This is a genomic window from Candidatus Abawacabacteria bacterium, assembly GCA_016207805.1.
Lineage (GTDB): Bacteria > Patescibacteriota > Gracilibacteria > RBG-16-42-10 > RBG-16-42-10 > JACQZO01.
This window is the reverse complement of sequence record JACQZO010000001.1, coordinates 18,504-38,018: the sequence shown is the minus strand read 5'-3', so window position 1 is coordinate 38,018 and position 19,515 is coordinate 18,504. Positions and strand designations below refer to the sequence as shown.

The window sequence follows — 19,515 nt, the reverse complement described above, 5'->3', positions numbered from 1 at the left end:
CTACAACATCTCCCTGATGCGCTCAGCGGTTTTGCTACCCACTACTTTCACAATATCTTCAAAAGTTGCTTCCCGGATCCCTGGTACACTACCAAAGGCCTGAAGCAACTTTTTCTTTAGCTTGGGACCAATACCAGAAATAGTGTCCAATTTTGATTTTACCATTTTTTTGCTGCGCAAGTTTCTATGTCCTTTGATTGCAAAACGATGAGCTTCATCACGGATTCTTTGGATCAAGAAGAATACTGGCGTATCTTTGGGCAATAATAAAGGAATTGATTTTCCTGGAAAGAAAATCTCTTCTTCTCTTTTTGCCAAGCTAATTATCAGCGGAAGTTCAACTTTGAGACCTCCTTTAACTTCTGCTTTTAACGCTTTGACTACGCTAGAAAGCTGGCCTTTGCCACCATCAATAATAATCAGATCCGGTCTTTCGGGTAAAGACATGGTATCGACTTTTTCCCGCCGCCGTTTCTTTTTTGCTCGATAAAGTTCATCTAAATAGCGAATACGTCGGGTGAGTACTTCTTGTAGTGAAGCAAAGTCGTTATTTACACCTTCGGCTAAACTCTCAATATGAAAACGGCGATAGAGCTTGCTTTCTGGTTTGCCATCAATGAAGACAATCATAGAACCAGTTTTGTTGGTCCCTTGAATATGGGAAATATCATAACATTCGATTCGATGGGGTGGTGTCTTCATGCCCAAAGCTTGTTGTAGTGTCACTATTGCTTGGGAACTATGAGTTTGCTCTTTTTGCCAGTTCTTTTTGTTGTTTTCTAATTGGAGTTGAGCGTTTTCCGTGACCATATCAATCAATTGTCTTTTCTCCCCTCTTTCTGGCATCAGAATGCCGACTTTTTTGTCTCGAATAGTACTGAGAAATTGTTCTAAAAGTTTTTTATTTTCAGGAGAAAAATCAGTACTTACGACCACCTCATCGGGTAATGAGGCTGCTTCACTATAATATTGTTCGATAAAGGCAGAGAGCAATTGCTCTTCATTATGATCTTTACTGTAATCAGAGAGATTGAAGTGCTCGGTCTGAATTACATGTCCTTGGCGTACCATGAAAAGAGCAATTACCGCCTGATCTGCATCTTTGGCGACAGCCAAAACGTCCTGATTGTGACCAGATGTTAATGTGGCGTATTGTTTTTTGCTTAGTTCTTGTAATGCTTGTAGCCGATCGCGATAACGAGCAGCGATCTCAAAAGCCTTATCATTGACAGCTTGCTGCATGGTGCTTTGCCAATCTTGAATTAGCTCATCATAGTTGCCTTTGAGAATATTGCTAATTGCTTGAATATTTTGTTGGTACTCGGTTTTTGTTACTTTACTAATACAAGGAGCCTGGCAGCGTTTGATATAATACTCAAGACAAGGAGCTCGGCGACTTAAGTGCTGATATACATTCTGTCCTGGAACTTCTTCTCTGATTTCGCCTTCACAGGTGCGGAAAGGGAACATCTTTTGTAAGCCTTTTAAGGTTTTAAATATCGTGTCTCTACTAGTATATGGTCCGAAATAATGGAATTTACTATTGCGTTCGAAGCGACGGACAATATTAATTTCAGGAAAATCCTCTTCTCGAGAAATCTTCACATATACATAACTCTTATCATCTTTCATCAAGATATTATATCTTGGGCGCATGCTCTTGATGAGATTTGTTTCTAATACCAAAGCTTCCAACTCGCTTCTAGTGATAGTGCATTCGATAGTGACGATTTTTTCTCGCATCACCGCTACTTTGGGTGATAGATCTTTTTTAGTTTGAAAGTATGACTTGACCCTTTTGCGTAGATTTTTTGCTTTTCCTACATAAATTACCTGCTTGTCCTTATCAAGCATTTTATAAATACCTGGTTGGGTGCTGAGTTCTTTCAATAAAACCTTGATGTGATCAGGAACTTTAAACATAGCTTCATAACGTACACACATGTTATACTATAAAGAAACTTACTTTTTGACCATCCATGCTAGACATTCATTCTCTTTTGGTCCCATTTGCGATTACTTTGGCCATAGGTTTTTTAATTGGCGCTGAGCGTGAATCTTTGCGCCTTCATGAAAAAGTTACTATCTTAGCGGGTTTGAGAACATTTTTATTTGTTAGTATTTGGGGCTTTGTCAGTGCCGTGCTCGATCTTATTGGTATTAGCCACTTCTTTCTGATCTCAAGTATTGCTTTGGTGGGATTTGTCGGTATGGCGCAATATATTCGTGGTATAAAGGAAGGTATAACCGGATTGACTACTGCTTTAGCCTTGATTTTAACTTTTCTCCTAGGAGGATTGAGTCTACATCTGCAACCACCTTTAGTATTAGCCTTGGGTATTATTACTGCTCTTATTTTATCGTTCAAAAATAAGTTTCAGTATGTGCTGGGCATTATTCCTCGAGATGCTGTATTGGCTACCGTTCAGTTTGCCGTGTTGAGTGCTGCTATTTTGCCCTTCTTGCCTAATAGTTATATTGATCCCTGGAACTTTTTAAATCCTTATACCGCTTGGTGGATAGTGGTGCTTATTTCTGGAGTGAGCTTTATTGGTTATTTGCTCCATTTAATTATTGGTAGTCGGGGGAGTTTGATTTTAACAGCTGCGGTTGGTGGCTTGATTTCTTCTACCGCAGTGACGAGCAGTATGGCTCAATTATCAAAGAGTACCAAGCTATCAGAAAAACTTTTAGTGACCGCTTGTGTTATTACTACCACCATAGCGGCGGTACGTATTCTCTTTACCACTACGGCGGTAAACGCTGATATGTTTCAGGTCCTACTTATCCCTGCAATTGTCTTTGTGTTGATTGGTTCACTATTCATTTACTTTTGGCATAGGCAAAGTGAGAATCAAGAAGAATTACCAAGTAAGCTTGATGGTTTCGATAATCCTTTCCGCTTGCCAGCTGCGCTTAGTTTTGCCATTTTGTTTATTGTGATCAAATTTTTGGCGCGCAATAGTACAGCATTTTTGGGAAGCAGCGGTTTGTATCTTACCAGTTTGATCGCTGGTTTAGCAGATATCGATGCAATTAGTTTGTCTATTAGCGAATTACTTGGTCAGGGCTCAATCACGATTTTGCAGGCACATTTTGCTGCATTGATTGCTTTTATGAGTAATGTAGCTATGAAATTAGGTATCATAGTAGTATTTGCTGCACCAGCTTTGAGGGCTTATATGTGGCGCTACTCATTGGCCATACTTACTAGCGGTACTGCGACTGCTTTAATTCTGAGCCGGTTCTATTTTAATTAATAGTTCGATTTCATCGATTTTCACTTTCTCTTCTCGATCAGCGAGCAAATTTTGTTCAGTCAAAGTGTTAGCTAATGTTTCGCGAGCAATATAAGAGCTAAAGTTGCTGAGGACTTTGTGAGCTAATTCACCTTCACTTAAGACTTCGATATTAACATTGATACGACTATCTACTTGATAATCGGCATTTTTTCGCATTTCTTGAATATGACGGACAATCTCTCGAGCATATCCCTCCCAAATTAGCTCATCAGTAAGCTGAGTATCCAGGGCGACTACAATAGAACCCTGACTAATGACACTCATGCCTGGTTCCGCTTGATACACGATTTCCACCTCTTCCGGTAAAAGGGTGAATTCATCAGCGATAATCACGGTACCATCTTCAACTAAAGTAAACTTATCTTCTCTCACGGCTTGCAAAATCTTTTGGACATCTTTGCCATATTTGGGGCCCAAAATAGCGGGAATTGGTTTGATGCTTCGTTTGATCTTGCCTTCTTCAGCTGTAGTCATTTGTACTGTTTTGACATTGAGTTCTTCAGCAATTACTTGTTTTTCTTCCTCACTCAAGCGATGTTCTGCGATAACAGCAACGGAGCTTAATGGTTGTCTAGTTTTGAGCTTTTGAGCTGCTCGGATAGCATGGCCCAAGTTGACTACAGTTCTAATAAAAGCCATTTCTTCATTCAAGGCAGGACGAATAAAGGTTTGAATAGTCTGAGGATAATTAGCCATGTGGACGGATTCTTGCTTTACCAAATTCTTATAAATATGTTCGCTAATAAATGGTGTGAATGGCGCAATAATACGAGTGAGTAAACTCAATACATGGTAGAGGGTTTGATAAGCACCAATTTTATCTTGATCATTTTCTGTTTTCCAAAAACGACGACGGGAGCGACGTACATACCAATTGGAGAGATTGTCTACAAATAATTCGATCTTACCAGTGGCTTCCCATATCCGATAATTATCTAAATCACTAGCTACGGTATCAACTAAAGTATGGAGTTCAGAGAGAATCCAACGATCTAGTTTATGCTCACTCCAACTCATTACATATCGGTCAATCAGGCCAGGAATAATGGTTTGATTGAGTATTTGATCAGATGGAGTGTGATAGAAATACTTTTGCACCATCTTTTTTACGGCACTATGAGTAACAACCAAGATCGTTTCCCCTTCATGTTTGCGCTTGAGCTCTTCTAAGAAAGCAAAGCATCTTTTCTCAACATCAAGATATGATTCTCCTTCCGGGAAACTTTCAGCATAAGGATTCTTGAGCTGTGTAATATATTCTTGGATATCAGTGAGACTTTTACTCTCGAAGGTACCAATATCCATTTCACCAATACGTTCATCAACCGTGACCGGGACATTATGGAATTGACTAATAATTTGAGCCATCTCTTGAGTGCGCATCAAAGGAGAAACATAAATGCGATCCATAACGGTGTGTTTGAGCTCTTGGGCGATACCATCAGCATCCCGTCTACCCTGCTCGGTGAGATGATAGGTATGTTCTTTGTCTAAACTACATAAGCCCAAGCTGTCATTTTCGGCTTCAGTATGAGTAAGGGCAATAATTTTGGTAAACTTCTTCGGCTCAAAATGATCAATATTGGCATAAGTAACAAAGAATGCATACACATTCCATAAAGTAAGCAAGAACTTGCGTAGCGATTGCTCTACTAATCCTAAGGAAAAACTACGGGGCTGACCTGGAGGAGATGCGCTAAACATATACCAGCGCAGAGCATCAGCACCATGAATATTAGTCACTTCCATCGGGTCTACAATATTGCCTAGCGACTTACTCATTTTTCTCCCTTGCTCATCGAGAATATGGCCAAGACAAATAACATTCTTGTAAGGACTTTGATTGAATAAAATAGTGTTGATGGCCATGAGGGTATAGAACCAACCACGGGTTTGATCGATAGCTTCACAAATATAATCAGCGGGAAAGTGATTCTTTAAAAATTCTTCTTCAGTAAGGGCAAACGGATAATGCTGTTGAGCAATAGGTACGGCACCGGAATCAAACCAACAATCAATTACTTCCTCTACTCTAGTGCTAGTACCGCCACATTCACAGTTAAGGGTGATTTGGTCGATATAGGGACGGTGTAAGTCAATTTCTTCAGCTTTATTCAGGGGCAATGGTTGGCCGCTTTTCTTTTGTAATTCAATCATGGAGCCCACACAGACCGACTTGCCACAGCTTTGACATTCCCATATTGGTAACGGCGTACCCCAATAGCGATTGCGAGATAGAGCCCAATCTTTTACTTCTGCTAGCCAATTACCAAAGCGGCCATGTTTGATATGTTCAGGATACCAATTTACTGTTTCATTATTAGCCATCAATTCTTCTCTCAATTGCGACATGCGAATAAACCAAGAGCTAATAGCAAAATAAACCAATGGTGTTTTGCAACGCCAACAATGAGGATAATTGTGTTCGTACTTTTCCTTTTTGAGCAACAAATCTCTACTGGCTAAATCTTTTAAGATTTCTATGTCCAATCCCTCTTCTTTGAAATAGCGCCCAGTGTATGGGCCACTACCAGCAATAAACTTGCCTTCTTTACTAACATGCTGCACACGAGGTAAATCATATTTGGTAATGACTTGGAAATCATCTTCACCATATAAAGCAATTTGAACCAAACCGGTACCGTCAGTGGTAGTGACAAATGGTTCAGCAATAACATACCAGCCCTTTTTATCACTAGTATAATAAGGCCATAATGGTTCATACTCTGCACCGACTAATTCATTGCCTTCGAAGGTAGCCTGAATTTCAATATTAGGAGAGTTATCGGCATTTTTAGGTAGAACATCATGATAAGCCGCGATTCGCTCTTCTGCTATAAACACCCAACTATTGTCTTTTAACCTTATTTTGGCATAACGAACATTAGGGCCGACACAAATAGCTACATTTCCAGGTAAAGTCCATGGCGTAGTGGTCCAAGCGGCCAAGTATACTGTTTCATTCTCATTTACTAAATTGGTATTTGTCGCTTTCACTTGGGCCAATGCCGTCAGTGATAGATCCTTTACTGTTTGGTACTCTTGCGCCACTTCGTGGCTAGATAAAGGGGTGCCGCAACGACAGCAATAAGGTACTATTTTGAGATCACGATACAATAGTCCTTTTTCCCAAATTTGTTTCAGCGACCACCAGACAGATTCAATATAATCAGGCTCATAGGTGACATAAGGATTTTTCATGTCTACCCAGTAGCCGATCCGTTCTGTCATTTCTTCAAATGCTTGGGTAAAGCGATGGACGCTCTCCTTACATTTTTGATTGAATTCCTCTATGCCATATTCTTCAATTTGCTTTTTGCCCGATATGCCAAGTTCTTTTTCCACCTGTAATTCTACTGGTAATCCATGAGTATCCCAACCAGCCTTACGCTCAATTCGGTAGCCTTGCATGGTTCGATAGCGGAGAATGATGTCTTTGAATACTCTAGCAATTACATGATGAACTCCTGGTTTCCCATTAGCTGTCGGTGGGCCTTCATAAAAAATAAATTCTTTACCGCCAGCTCTGCTATCAATAGTTTTGCGAAAAATATCACTATCTCGCCAAAAACTTAAAATGTCATCTTCTAGTTTGGGAAAAGATTGCTTGATATCCACGGCACTGAAAAATGTATCTAAAGGTTTTTTTTCTGCTGTTGGCTTGGTCTCGGTAGCTGTTTCAGCTGGGGCTGCGGTTTTGGCTTTCGATTTTTTATTAGTCGTTTTTTTAGGCATAAAGCAAAATGTAAGAAGTGCGTCTAGACTTTTGTGGCCGAAGAATACTATTTTTTAGGCTGAGTCGCAATTTGACAGTAGCAGAAAGAATTCTGAATTCTGAATGCTGAATTCAGAATCAGAAAGGAGCATGATACAGCACCTAGTGGTTGTCATAATTATTTAGCCTGCTAATATAGATCTACTCTATTCCCTAATTTGCTGTGCATGGATAATAAGCAATTTAAATTGGTTGCGCCCTATTCACTTACTGGTGATCAGCCAAGAGCGCTAAAAGAACTGATGGCGGGAATTGAACAAGGGAAAAGGCATCAGACGCTATTGGGAGCCACTGGTACCGGGAAAACATTTATTATGGCCAATGTGATTAGTCAAATGCAAAGGCCCACTTTAGTTTTGGCGCATAATAAAACTCTGGCAGCGCAGCTCTATAGCGAGTTTAAAGAATTTTTTCCCGAGAACGCTGTAAATTACTTTGTCTCCTACTATGATTATTATCAGCCAGAAGCGTATATTGCTCGCTCAGACACTTATATTGAAAAAGACGCTTCTATCAATGAAGAAATTGATAAATACCGCCATGCAGCGACAAAGAATCTACTTACTCGAAGAGATGTGATTATCGTGGCTTCAGTGTCATGCATTTATGGTTTGGGTTCAGTGGAAGAGTATGGCAATGTAGCGGAAAAACTGAGTGTCGGTCTGCAATATAAAAGAGACAAACTGCTCCGTCACCTAGCTGATCTCCAATATCGTCGCAATGATATTGCCTTTACTCGTGGTACATTTCGCGCCCGTGGCGATGTGGTAGAGATTTATCCTACCTATAGTGATACTGCTATTCGTATTGCTTATTTCGGCGACGAGATCGAAGAGTTACAAGAGTTTGATACTCTGACTGGAGAAATCATTGCTCAATTACAGTCAATCGAAATATTTCCCGCCAAGCATGCGGTGACTTCCCGAGAAACTATTCTCCGGGCGGTAGAGCAAATTCGAGCTGAGCTAGAGCAAAGAGTAAAGGAGCTAAATGAATGGGGAAAAATCGTGGAAGCGCAACGTGTCCGTCAGAGAACTGAATATGATATCGAAATGATGTTGGAGACTGGGTACTGTAGTGGTATTGAAAATTATACTCGTTATCTTAATAATCGCGGCCCTGGTGATCAGCCAGCAACCTTGCTCGATTATTTCCCCGATGATTATTTAATGTTTATTGATGAATCACATATTACTATCCCCCAAATAGGTGGTATGTTTAACGGTAATTTGGCGCGTAAGACTAGTCTAGTAGAGTACGGTTTCCGCTTACCCTCAGCTTACGACAATCGGCCACTGACATTTGCTGAGTTTGAAAAACAAATAAATACAGCAGTATATGTATCAGCGACTCCCCGTGAATATGAGGTGAAAAAATCTGGTGATGTGGTGGTAGAGCAGCTAATTCGTCCTACTGGTTTACTCGATCCTACTTTGGTAGTGAAGCCGACAGAGAATCAAATTGACGATCTTTTGGTAGAAATTCATAAACGCATTGAAGTCAATGAGCGGGTATTGGTAACCACTCTGACCAAGCGCATGGCGGAAGATCTCACTGAATACCTACAAGAGGCAGGTATCAAGGTGAAATATCTGCATTCTGATATCGACACTATGGCGCGCCTCGATATTCTTCGGGATTTGCGCTTGGGAGAAATTGAGGTAATTGTGGGTATCAACTTACTTCGTGAAGGATTAGATTTACCAGAAGTAAGCTTGATCGCTATTCTCGATGCTGACAAAGAGGGCTTTCTCCGTTCTGATATGGCCTTGATCCAAACTATTGGTCGAGCAGCTCGTAATGCTCATGGGCATGTGATCATGTATGCCGATCGTATGACGGATGCCATGAAAAAGGCAATTTCAGAAACCAATCGTCGTCGTGCTATTCAAGAGGAGTACAACAAAAAGCATGGCATTACACCTACTACTATTATCAAAGAAATCCGTAATATCATGCCTCAAGATGAATTACGCCAAGATGCACCTAAACTCAGTGAATTACCTGAAGAAGAAATCGCTAAGGTCATTACTCAATTAGAATTGCAGATGGATATGGCTGCCGGCAAAATGGAATTTGAAAAAGCAGCAGAACTCCGTGACCAAATTGAAGAGCTTCAGAAAAAGTTGAAGAAGTTGAAGCGGTAATTATCTCGATCGATTAAAAATAGCCAAGTCCCAATATCCTGAATGAGTGACAGGATTCAATGAATTGGTTAATGACACCGCATAAGTGCGGCCATAAGGACTTTGGGGGGATGTGCCATGTTGAGCTGGAAGGTATGGCTTGATAGTCCAGCCGACAATTGCATCTAATTGGTCAAAGAAATCTTCTCCTAAACTACCAAATTCTCTAGCTGGATCATTTTGGTATCCAGCTAACATGGCTACTGAGGATGAAGTGAGAGAAGATCTTTCTACATATAAACTTTCATGGCCATGCGCTCGCTCTTTCATCCTACCCGCAACCAAAGCTCCTGTACCAAGTATCTCAGTGATCGCAGTGGTGAATTGGTTGCTGGCATTGGCCAAAGCACCATGATATGACCAAGCTAAATTATTGCTTGTTTTGACTACTAGTACGCAATGTCCCACAAAGGTACGCAGTTCACAGCGGATGCTGCCATGAGGAGATAAATATGGATTTTGTTGTTCAGTAACTAAATTGATACCGGCATCGATTATTTTTGCTCTGGCTTGCCTGATAATATCGCTAGCAGTTAGTCTTGACCTGGGAGCAATAGCTTTTGGGATGTTGGTCTTGGCAATCGTTGCTGGTCGAGCTGGAGTTTCTCTTCTAGCGTCTAGCCATCGTTGTACTGCTGTACTATTAGCGCCACGAGAAGCTTCAGCTAATGCCTTTTTTTCATGCCAGGCAGCGACTAATTGTTGATACTCTATACCTGCACTGCGATCAACTAGTACAGTCTCACCTTTTAAGGCATTGATTGCGTAGGTCATTGGTGGCTTATCTATAGCATTGTCTAAAGATGTGATCTGTCCACTGCTAACTAGGCATAATCTATTTCGATAAATAACAACTAATGGGACACCTTGCTTTGCTTCAAATTCACTTAATACCCAAGCAGTTCCTTCAGGAGGGAGCATGTCTACTAGATCAAGGTCAATTGGCACAAATTCTAGAAGTTGATCTATGTCAGGAGCATTTACTTCAATAGCTTCGATAGTATTAATGTTTTTCATTTAGAACTTAGTAAACAAGATCTCGGTAAATACTCTAATGAGATTAGTAACTATACACGACTGAGCCAATGATCATGGGCTCTACGGTAAGCTATTCGTTCCATCATTGCTTGATCCACGATAGCTGCCACACCTTTTTGTACTTTTGGTAGACCCAATTGTCCTAACTCAGCAGGACTATTGTCAGCCATAAATAATACGCTACCCCAAGTTATTCGTTTAGTTGTTCCACCCGTTTTGAAAAGTAATTCCATACAAAGCCTAGCAGCTCGACAGCCATCTTCAATAGCCTGAACTACAGCTGCTCTATCATCCGCTTTAAGTTCTTTTAAATCTTGGGGAATTGGGAAATCTTCTAATTGAACTGCATCATTGCTTGGTACTGTGGGATTCATAAGATTATTTAAGTAAATAAGCTAGCATATGAGAATAGACTAAGTAAATATGGTGAATAAAGTTTGTTTAGATAGTTTAGTAATCAACTGTAATCTGACTATACATTTCTTGCCCTAAGAATCTTACCGTGCATCCACCTCGTACTGCTGACATTTGTACTGGCCAATAACTTCTTACAGTAGCACTGAAGTTGGGAAAATGGACAGTGACTACTTCTCCCCCATCATTGTCTCGATGATAAAGCCCATGGGCAAAGAATTGCGGACTAAATTGATTTCGAGCTGTGCAATTTACCATTACCGGTACTTTGTATATGGTGCCGCTTACTGAGCTTAGTTCCGGGTATTCTGTAGTTGAGCTGCCAGCCGCTGCTACATCAGCGGCACAATTAGTCATCGCAATAGTTAGATGAGGGATGCTGGAGTCAAGAGAAGTAAGTAAAGTCTGATTAATCCGACCACCATTTACTCCATCGTGCCAATCAAAATAAGCAAGTTCACAGGAAGATGCGCTGATGTGGTTAACAGGAGGAACTTTATCAGCAGGTACCTTAGGTGGGACACAACCAGCTAGAACACACGCTATTGCTGTTCTTTGTAGCCATTGATCTGAATTGTTCTCCCCTATTCTAGATAATCGATTGTTCATAACATTTAAAATAGTTTACTTTCTAGCATCTTTTTCAGTAGAATGCCAGTGTAATAAGGCAATGAGCGAGAGCATAATGCATGCTAATTGGTCTACTATTTATACTTCGTAATCTGTAATTAACCTATGTTTACTGCAAAAGAATTGCGCAAAAAGTATTTGGACTTTTTTCAAAAAAACAATCATGCTGTTTTAGCTAGCGCCTCTTTGGTGCCAGAGAATGATCCTAGTGTGCTTTTTACCACCGCTGGTATGCATCCTTTGGTGCCCTTTTTGATGGGTGAAAAACATCCTCGAGGGATGAGATTGGTAAATGTCCAAAAGTGTTTGCGCACCGATGACATTGATGAGGTTGGTGATAATACGCACAATACCTATTTTGAAATGTTAGGAAATTGGTCCTTGGGTGATTATTTCAAAGAAGAATCGATAACGTTAAGTTTTAGATTTCTCACTGAAGAGTTAGGTGTTGCTATAGAGAAACTGGCAGTAACCTGTTTTGCTGGGGATGATACGGCACCAAGGGATGAAGTGTCTCACCACTGTTGGCTAAAGCTGGGTATTCAAGAAGCTCGCATTGCTTTTTTAGGCAAAGAAGATAATTGGTGGCCATCTGGAGGTAAGCATCCCGGTCCCCAAGGTCCTGATACGGAAATATTTTATTGGACTGGTATGGAAAGTGCTCCTACTATTTATGATCCTGCTGACAAACGTTGGGTAGAAATATGGAACAATGTGTTCATGGAATTTAATCGTACTACGGATGGTGCTTATCAGGCGCTTGCTCAACAAAATGTGGATACTGGTATGGGACTGGAGCGTACTTTGATGGTTCTGAATGGTAAGACCAATATTTATGAGACCGAACTTTTTATTCCTATTATCAATAAAATCCGTGAGCTAGCAGAGAATCAAGATACTATTTCCGAGCGCGTGATTGCTGACCATGTTCGGGCTGCTATGTTTCTCTTAGCTGATCATGTTCGTCCTAGCAATGTCGATCAGGGCTATATCCTTCGCCGTTTAATTCGTCGTGCTGTCCGTCATGGTCGGAAAATGGGCATTAAGGGAAACTTTTTAGAAGTACTAGGAGCTATTGTGATTGCTCTTTATCAAGAAGCCTATCCAGAGTTAATGAAGCATCCTGTTGCTTTACTCCAAGCTATCCAAGACGAGGAAAATCAATTTAGTAAAACTTTGGAAAATGGTTTGAAGCAATTCCGTAAATTAGAACAAGAGCTCACTGCTACGGGTAATAAAATGATTAATGGTGAAGAAGCTTTTCATCTCTATGACACGTTTGGTTTTCCTATCGAAATTACTAAGGAATTGGCCAGTGAAGTTGGTTTTGTTGTTGATGAAGCTGGTTTCGGTGTTGCTTTCAAAAAACATCAAGAATTATCTCGCCAAGGTAGCGAACAAAAGTTTGCTGGTGGCCTTGCCGATCATTCTGACGAAAGCAAAAAACTTCATACTGCCACTCACCTATTGCATCAGGCTTTACGTATGGTATTGGGACCACATATTGAACAACGAGGCAGTAATATTACCCAAGAAAGATTACGTTTTGATTTCCCCCATGATCAGGCTATGACTGCTGAGCAAAAAGTACAGGTGGAAAAAATTGTGAATGAGCAAATACGTCGTGATTTGTCGGTAACCTGGGAAGAATTGTCTGTAGATGAGGCCAAAGCAAAGGGTGCTATTGGGATATTTGAAGATCGCTATGGAGATAGAGTAAAGGTGTATACGATGGGAGATTTCTCTAAAGAAATTTGTGGTGGGCCTCATGTAGATCATACTGGTGAACTCAAGGCCTTTAAAATTCTTAAAGAAGAAAGTTCTTCTAAGGGAATTCGTCGTATCAAAGCGGTGATTGGTGAAGCGGCTCTGTAACATTGCCAGTAGGTACTTATTATTGTATATTGTTCTGTTCGAAACAGCGTACATGTTTACAGTGAAGATTGACGAAAGTCCATTTGAAATTGAACCATTAGCAGAGCTTCATGGTTGGGGTGAACGATGGTTTTGTAAAGAAAAGAGCCCTTTAGATTTTGCTTTATGGTTAAGCCAAAATGCTGAAGCACTCAAGACTCGAGTTGCTTTGAGTGGTGTCATCGTAGTAGAAAATGCTCACTTTACAGTTCCTGATGATCCTGATGTCTATGCTAGTGAAATCCCAGCTGAAGGTCCTATGGGGTGGCATGCTGATGGTGGCATTGGTGCAGGTACCATCAAAGCCGTAGTGTTAGGACAAAGATTAGGAGCAACTCCTAGAAATGTGCCTACTCAAGTTGCTGCGGCTCCAGTGATTTGGCCTGTTCTACAAATGCTAGCTAGGGATGCATTGAAGAACTTTCACTTGCCAGTCGAAGATACCCCAAAGAATCGACTCCTGGCTGGTCCTTTTGATTTTCTGGAATATGATGCTTATCGACAACTAGCTGAGGGCGGAGAAGTGGTTGATACTGCCCGTTTAGGTGCATACAATACTGCATTGATGCAAAGCGTACAGCTTGAAACCCAGAAAGCTGCTGCTGAAAGATTAGTAAAAGTAACTGCCAGCGCTACTGAGATGATTGAAGGCTCGGTATATACTCATGATTGGCAAAGTTATTCTAGCGGCTCTGTATTGATCATGGATACTGCTATTGAAAAAGTGGCTTGTGGTCGAGATATAGTGAAAGCTGCTCGTATTCTCCATGCGCGTATATTCAGACCTGGGAAGCAAATCACTGGCGATCATTTGATTTCGCAGTTGCTTTAAGATGATTAAGTAGTTAAGAGATGCTTAATCTTTTGATAACTATTGCTTCTGATTACACTGGCTCCCCGAGTTACTGTGGCTACTCCAACATGTAACTTCTGGGCAATTTTATGCTGAGGCTCTCCGTGTTCTAAGCGGTTGAGTATTTCTAGGCGTTGCCCTATCTCTTGGAGCTCTTTCGGAGTCAGTATGACTTCTAGCAATAAGGATAACTCTTTGGCGTTAGCGACTTTTTCTAAGGCTTTGATTAGACTCATGGTTGCGTAATTAGTATGATGCTATTTTTATCACAGACTAGTAGACTAGTAAATTAAATCTTCCTACCAATACTAGTGTAAAGTGGTATTGGCGTAACACTTTTCTCATTTTAAGCGGGACAACTTTAGAAGATTTTGTTGCATTTTTTGCAAGTTTTGCTATTCTAACACTAGCTGAAATATCTATGTCTCATAAAGTAGCTTTTAGCATTATCAATCTCTTTATTCTTAGCCAGTACCGCTGGTAAGAGACTTGTAATGCCAAAACTACAGAGCTCTCTTGCTACGGGTAAGAGGGTTTTTTTAGTAATTAATTCTTCGGTTATGAATAATACCCAACCTGCTGTTCCTCCGGATTCGCTACCTTTATTAAGAAGATATTTATCCTGTAGATCTGCGTTGCCGTTTCTACCGGAAGGTATGGTAGCTTTGACTAGATCAGACTTGGTAAAGGTATTCGGGCGAACTGCTTTAAGCAATGCACTTTGTCAATGCCATTCTCATGCAACATCACGATCTAATTTGCGTAGAGCATTAGCTACTTATGAGGCTCCTAGAAATTATGCCTCTTTAAGGGAGAAAGCTGCTCAACAAGAAGCTGCATATGATGTAGATGCTTTGCTCAGAGAGAGAAGTCAATTGGTGGCGCGATTGGCGGGTTTACATGCTGTGCAACAATTGTTTCAAGAGAAGAAGCGATCTTTAGAAAAAGGTATGGGTTTATTGCGGGCACATTATAAGAAGGATGTTGCAGGTCTAGCAGCTGATAAGAACTATCAACTTTTATCTAGCCAAGTAGATGAAATAAAGAGATTGCTGAAAACTGTTGATGAAAAAGTCAATGGAGATGCAGATATTGGCTTGTCTGGTTTGGCAAAACAACAAAGAGAGTGTGATATTAAATTGGCACTGGGTGAGAACTTGGCTGAAATAGCAACTACCTGGGGTGAGGTAACTCTGGAACATATGAATTGTCTTGATTTGATGTCTCCTAGTGATAGACAAACTTGGTCAGCTTTTCTGAACTTAGAGCAAACTAATATCGGTCTGGCCGCTGCAGCGAAACAAAAAGCTAGAGATGCTGCGTGGGCTGATGGTACTAAGGTTAATGAAGTTAATCAGAAACGAGATGCAATTTTAGATCAACTTCGTTTAGATGAAGCTAATTATAAGCTTGCTCATGGGATGATGACCCATTTTGAAAAAACACGTGCTCTTTTGGGGGCTGAGGGAGTGGCGAAGATCACTAAGGCTGCTAGAGATATTTGTATAAAGGAAAGGATTAACGTGACTAAGACGGCAACAAAGGTAGTTGGTAAAGTGGAGGATCAAATAGGAAATTGGAGTCAAGATTTAATTAATCCTATTCTGATGGTTCTTCCCCCTTCTGCTCCTAGAGAAAGATTAGAAACTTTTGCTATTGAGATTGTAGAAAAAGCCGCTACGGCATTGTGCCGCATTATGAGCAATACCTTGATTGAAGAAATTGATTTTCATTCGGCGCAAGAATTATTTAAACAATTAGTATATAGTCTGCTCTTCCCTGGTTATAGAGGGGAAATGATTGTAGGCTTTGGTGGCACTGAATCTCCCGTTTCTCCACGATATCCTGCTTACCTATTGGCGCCCTTACAAGTGATTGAGACACTTATTCATTTGAATCATGAATGGGAACAACAGGGTGAAGGTGTAACCATTAACATTCCTGATTTAGTACTTTTGGATGCGCATGAACCTAGTGGTCAGATGAATGGTATGAATTTGTCATTAACTGCTCAAAGGGCTAGTGAGAGCAAGGAGCTATTGGTCGCATTTGTTGAACGCTTTTTCCCTAGATGTGCGCCATATTTGAAAGTACAAGAAGCGAAGGCATCTACTGAGGAGGATGCTACTTTGCGTGAAATTCAAGATCATGTTCTTCAGTTAGCTATTGGTGATAAACGAGACAAAGTGTTAGACGAATGTATGGAAGAGCTTATTAAACGCGCACAGGATCACGCGAAGCAGCCAATAAGCAGAGATACTGCTACTGTAACAGCTGCTCGTTATGTTGCCCTTCATCCCCGCTTGTTTAGAGAAATAAGAACAGCTAAGGATAAATTTACTTCAGCTTTTTCCATTAAATTTGGTGGAGCTGGTGAACGAGCATTTAATAGTCTACAGCGAAAGTTAACCATGTCCGGAAAGTATAATGTTCATCCAGGCAGCAAGACTTTTGTTCCTCATGCTCCTATACATATAACAATGGTCGCTGGAGCGGTCCCCCCTTATTATCCATTAGCAGAGGAGCCTTCTATTGATCAAATAGGTGAAGTATCCGTTATAGAGGCTTTTCGTAACTTGGTCACTGCTGGTGACCTAAAACTTAGTAAAACAGCTGCTGTTGTAAGAGATATGAGAATTTTGTTGGAAACAGTAAGTCCCGAGGAATATATTGCTTTACTTATGAGCCTTAAAAAGGGTAAGCGACAGGAAGAGTTTGTGGCTGCCTGAGTATTGACGCTATACTAGTCAGGTAGTATGGTTTGGTCTTAAATAATAACTAAATAGTTCCATGAATGATGTTAATCAAATAGGTCCTGATGAACCGCATGAATATGCAGCTACACGCGCAGCTTCAATCGAGGCTTTAGACTCTTTAGGTAGGTTGAATCAAATGTTGGAAGCAGTTTTTGCTAATAAACCGGTGCTTAGAGGTTTGATACATCAAGAAACATTAGGCCAATACTTAGACAATGCTTTGCATTGGAATGTGGGGGAAGAGTTTGCAGGGAAACAAGCATTCCTAAGCCGATTAGGGCATGAGGTGGCGAGACTTTATGGAGATCAGACAGCTGCGAAAGTTACAGCTCAAATGCTCACAAGCTTTGTATTGGAAACGGGTGCGCATCTTCATTTGCCCCGGAGACAAGATAAAGTCAGTAAATCCACTCCCTATAATGTGAATGCAATTATTTTTCAAGGTCAAATTCTTTGGGCAGCTGCCAATGCAGCTAAAGGGCATAGTGTGAGTATTAGTTTTAGCTCGAGTCGCGTACCGGTGAATAATGCGAATAGTGCTACCTATCTAGATCTACCAGCTTTAGAAGCTCCGGTACGTTTAGTATCTGACAGATATAAAGAGTCTCCACAATATGCTGTGCCTGGTATCAATGAGGAGGCAAGGGCACGCCTAAGAGGTCAATTAGCTAAAATAAAAGGGCGTCTTGGTAATGATCATGCTGAAGTACAATTACTGGAGAGTTTTTTAGTAATTTGTGATCGTCATCCAGATCACTTGTCAGATCAGGCTGCCTTGATGCATAGTACATGGATGAATCAGGTTCTATCAGAAAGTGAAATCACTCCAGTTACTATTGATTCCGAGTCCGTCGCTGCCCAATTTCTAGCTGATATGTTGGCAGATAAAAGTAGTGTAGTCGGACGAATCTTTGCTGATGCTGCTTTACGACAACAGTTCTTGGTTGATATGGCAGGAATTCCAACCGGTTGGGAAGAAGGAGAGATTCCCTTTAACCAAATAGACAATTCAGGGAAGTCAGCCAGACTCCAGCCTTATACTGGCAATCTTGATCCTGATTTATTGGCACAGAAATTGAGAGCAAGGGAAATCCTCCCTTATGGGATCTTAAAGTTTTTTTGTTTAATAAGTGATGCTGGGGTTTGCCCTATCGGTGGAATGATGCAGTCAGGTTATCTCACTGAGCTGCGTAATAGGAGTGAAAAGTTTCTCCAGATGCTTGGTGAGGCGCGTCGGGCAGATAAACTGGCTACTATGCCTACTGATGTCGCAATTGTTAGTCCTTGCTGGGGAATAGCGTTAGCGCAAAAGTCTTTGCTTAATGGGGTTGATGCTTTGAATGCTGGTGTATCTAAATCAGATTTGCAAAGAATTATCCAATTATCAGGCAGAGAATCACTCGCAATTGCTGCGCCAACATTATATGCTTTCATGTGTGGTGAAACTCCCCCTTTAGGATACGGATCTGATTTAGCTGCGCTTACACCATCTGCTATTCTTCGTTAATTACTTATTATGATTCATATCGACAAAGTAGAAATTATAAAAATTAGTATCCCGTTACTAAAGCCCATGGTAACAGGTTTTGGAGCCGTGCATACCAGAAATTCTTTACTATTCAAAGTTTATTCTGGCAGTGTATTTGGTATTGGAGAAGCTCCTGTACTGAACGAACCTCTGTATAATCATGAGACACCTGATAGCGCTTATAGTTTTCTGAAAAAGGTTGCTGCGCCTTTATTGAAGCAGACAGATTTTGAGCATCCCGATAACTTTAGTGATAGGCTCACTCCTTTTAGGGGGAATTATTTCGCCAAGAGTGCTGCAGTTTGCGCAGTCTATGATCTTTTTGCCAAGCTATCCAATACTCGGATAGTTGATCTGATCTCAGGAAGTAAAAGTGAAGCTACCATTTCCAGAACCATTTCAGTTCATGAAAAAATAGAAGATACTCTAGCTGAGGCTCAAGCTCATATTGATAGTGGAGCAATTTATCTCAAATTAAAAATCAAACCGGGACATGATATTGATCCATCAATCGCTTTAAAGAAAGCCTTTCCTCAAGCAATACTGATGCTCGATGCTAACTCGGCATATGTGTTGAATCAAGAAACCATATCCATCTTTCGAAAGCTTGATGAATTAGATTTATATTGTATAGAGCAACCGTTACAACAGAATGATTTAATCGATCATGCTAAACTTCAATCACAGATTAAAACTAGCCTTGCTCTTGATGAAAGTATTGAAAGCCTCTATGACACGGAAAAAGCTATTGAGTTGGGTAGTTGTAAACTAATTAATATCAAAATCCCTCGAGTTGGAGGCCTTACTAATGCTTTGAGAATTAATAAAAAAAGCCAAGAGGCTGGAATAAAGACTTGGGTTGGCGGTATGTTAGAGTCACCTGTTGGATTCTATACTAATTTGAGTTTGGCCACAGTAGATAATGTAGATTATCCGATAGATTTCTTAGGAGCGTTGACGTATATAGCCGAATATGAAAAGTTTTTTGCTCATTTGCCCTATAGTATCCAAGGAGATAAGATCCATATCGATATCCAGGCTACTGGTTTCGGAATGGATCTTGATTGGTCAGTATTGAACAGCTTCGTATCAGAAACTGTAACTATTTAATTTATATGT

General features: G+C 40.6%; 13 protein-coding genes. 7 read left to right on the top strand and 6 right to left on the bottom strand.

What is annotated here, in order from left to right:
- Positions 1-1,923, bottom strand: coding sequence for an excinuclease ABC subunit UvrC (uvrC, locus tag HY817_00150; GenBank protein MBI4835651.1), 1,923 nt, complete (start codon positions 1,921-1,923; stop codon positions 1-3).
- Between the two features lie 56 nt (positions 1,924-1,979).
- Here uvrC and HY817_00145 point away from each other — a divergent pair, with 56 nt between their 5' ends.
- The gene (locus tag HY817_00145; protein MBI4835650.1) at positions 1,980-3,260 is read left to right on the top strand and encodes an MgtC/SapB family protein; all 1,281 of its coding nucleotides are present in this window, start codon (positions 1,980-1,982) and stop codon (positions 3,258-3,260) included.
- Here the strand turns inward: HY817_00145 and HY817_00140 are convergent.
- Positions 3,231-7,037, bottom strand: a complete 3,807-nt coding sequence (locus HY817_00140) for an isoleucine--tRNA ligase (GenBank protein MBI4835649.1) — start codon at positions 7,035-7,037, stop codon at positions 3,231-3,233. The two genes, HY817_00145 and HY817_00140, sit on opposite strands and share 30 nt — an antisense overlap.
- A 207-nt stretch (positions 7,038-7,244) precedes the next feature.
- Here HY817_00140 and uvrB point away from each other — a divergent pair, with 207 nt between their 5' ends.
- Positions 7,245-9,224 (top strand): excinuclease ABC subunit UvrB, encoded by a 1,980-nt coding sequence (uvrB, locus tag HY817_00135; GenBank protein MBI4835648.1) that lies wholly within the window; start codon positions 7,245-7,247, stop codon positions 9,222-9,224.
- Here the strand turns inward: uvrB and HY817_00130 are convergent, their stop codons facing one another.
- The 3 genes from HY817_00130 to HY817_00120 all read right to left on the bottom strand — a co-directional run bounded on the left by HY817_00130 (position 9,225) and on the right by HY817_00120 (position 11,324).
- Positions 9,225-10,280, bottom strand: a complete 1,056-nt coding sequence (locus HY817_00130) for a hypothetical protein (protein ID MBI4835647.1) — start codon at positions 10,278-10,280, stop codon at positions 9,225-9,227.
- A gap of 50 nt (positions 10,281-10,330) precedes the next feature.
- On the bottom strand, positions 10,331-10,675 hold the full coding sequence (locus HY817_00125; protein MBI4835646.1) for a hypothetical protein: 345 nt from the start codon (positions 10,673-10,675) through the stop codon (positions 10,331-10,333).
- Positions 10,676-10,751: 76 nt separating this feature from the next.
- A complete protein-coding gene (locus HY817_00120; protein MBI4835645.1) occupies positions 10,752-11,324 on the bottom strand; it encodes a hypothetical protein in 573 nt (190 codons plus the stop codon).
- A 126-nt stretch (positions 11,325-11,450) separates the two neighbouring features.
- Here HY817_00120 and HY817_00115 point away from each other — a divergent pair, with 126 nt between their 5' ends.
- Both HY817_00115 and HY817_00110 read left to right on the top strand, forming a co-directional pair.
- Positions 11,451-13,220 carry an alanine--tRNA ligase gene (locus HY817_00115; protein MBI4835644.1) on the top strand — a complete coding sequence of 590 codons (1,770 nt, stop codon included), beginning with the start codon at positions 11,451-11,453 and terminating at the stop codon, positions 13,218-13,220.
- A 52-nt stretch (positions 13,221-13,272) separates the two neighbouring features.
- Positions 13,273-14,091, top strand: a complete 819-nt coding sequence (locus HY817_00110; protein ID MBI4835643.1) for a hypothetical protein — start codon at positions 13,273-13,275, stop codon at positions 14,089-14,091.
- Between the two features lie 5 nt (positions 14,092-14,096).
- On the opposite strand, the gene HY817_00105 is transcribed toward HY817_00110, so the two are convergent.
- Complete coding sequence (locus HY817_00105; protein MBI4835642.1) at positions 14,097-14,348, bottom strand: transcriptional regulator; 252 nt, start codon at positions 14,346-14,348, stop codon at positions 14,097-14,099.
- Between the two features lie 324 nt (positions 14,349-14,672).
- Between HY817_00105 and HY817_00100 the strand changes: the two genes are divergently transcribed.
- The 3 genes from HY817_00100 (at position 14,673) to menC (ending at position 19,506) form a co-directional block, all read left to right on the top strand.
- On the top strand, positions 14,673-16,841 hold the full coding sequence (locus HY817_00100) for a hypothetical protein (protein MBI4835641.1): 2,169 nt from the start codon (positions 14,673-14,675) through the stop codon (positions 16,839-16,841).
- Between the two features lie 61 nt (positions 16,842-16,902).
- Positions 16,903-18,375, top strand: coding sequence for a hypothetical protein (locus tag HY817_00095; GenBank protein ID MBI4835640.1), 1,473 nt, complete (start codon positions 16,903-16,905; stop codon positions 18,373-18,375).
- A gap of 9 nt (positions 18,376-18,384) precedes the next feature.
- Positions 18,385-19,506 carry an o-succinylbenzoate synthase gene (gene menC, locus HY817_00090; protein ID MBI4835639.1) on the top strand — a complete coding sequence of 374 codons (1,122 nt, stop codon included), beginning with the start codon at positions 18,385-18,387 and terminating at the stop codon, positions 19,504-19,506.
- Positions 19,507-19,515 lie beyond the last annotated feature (9 nt).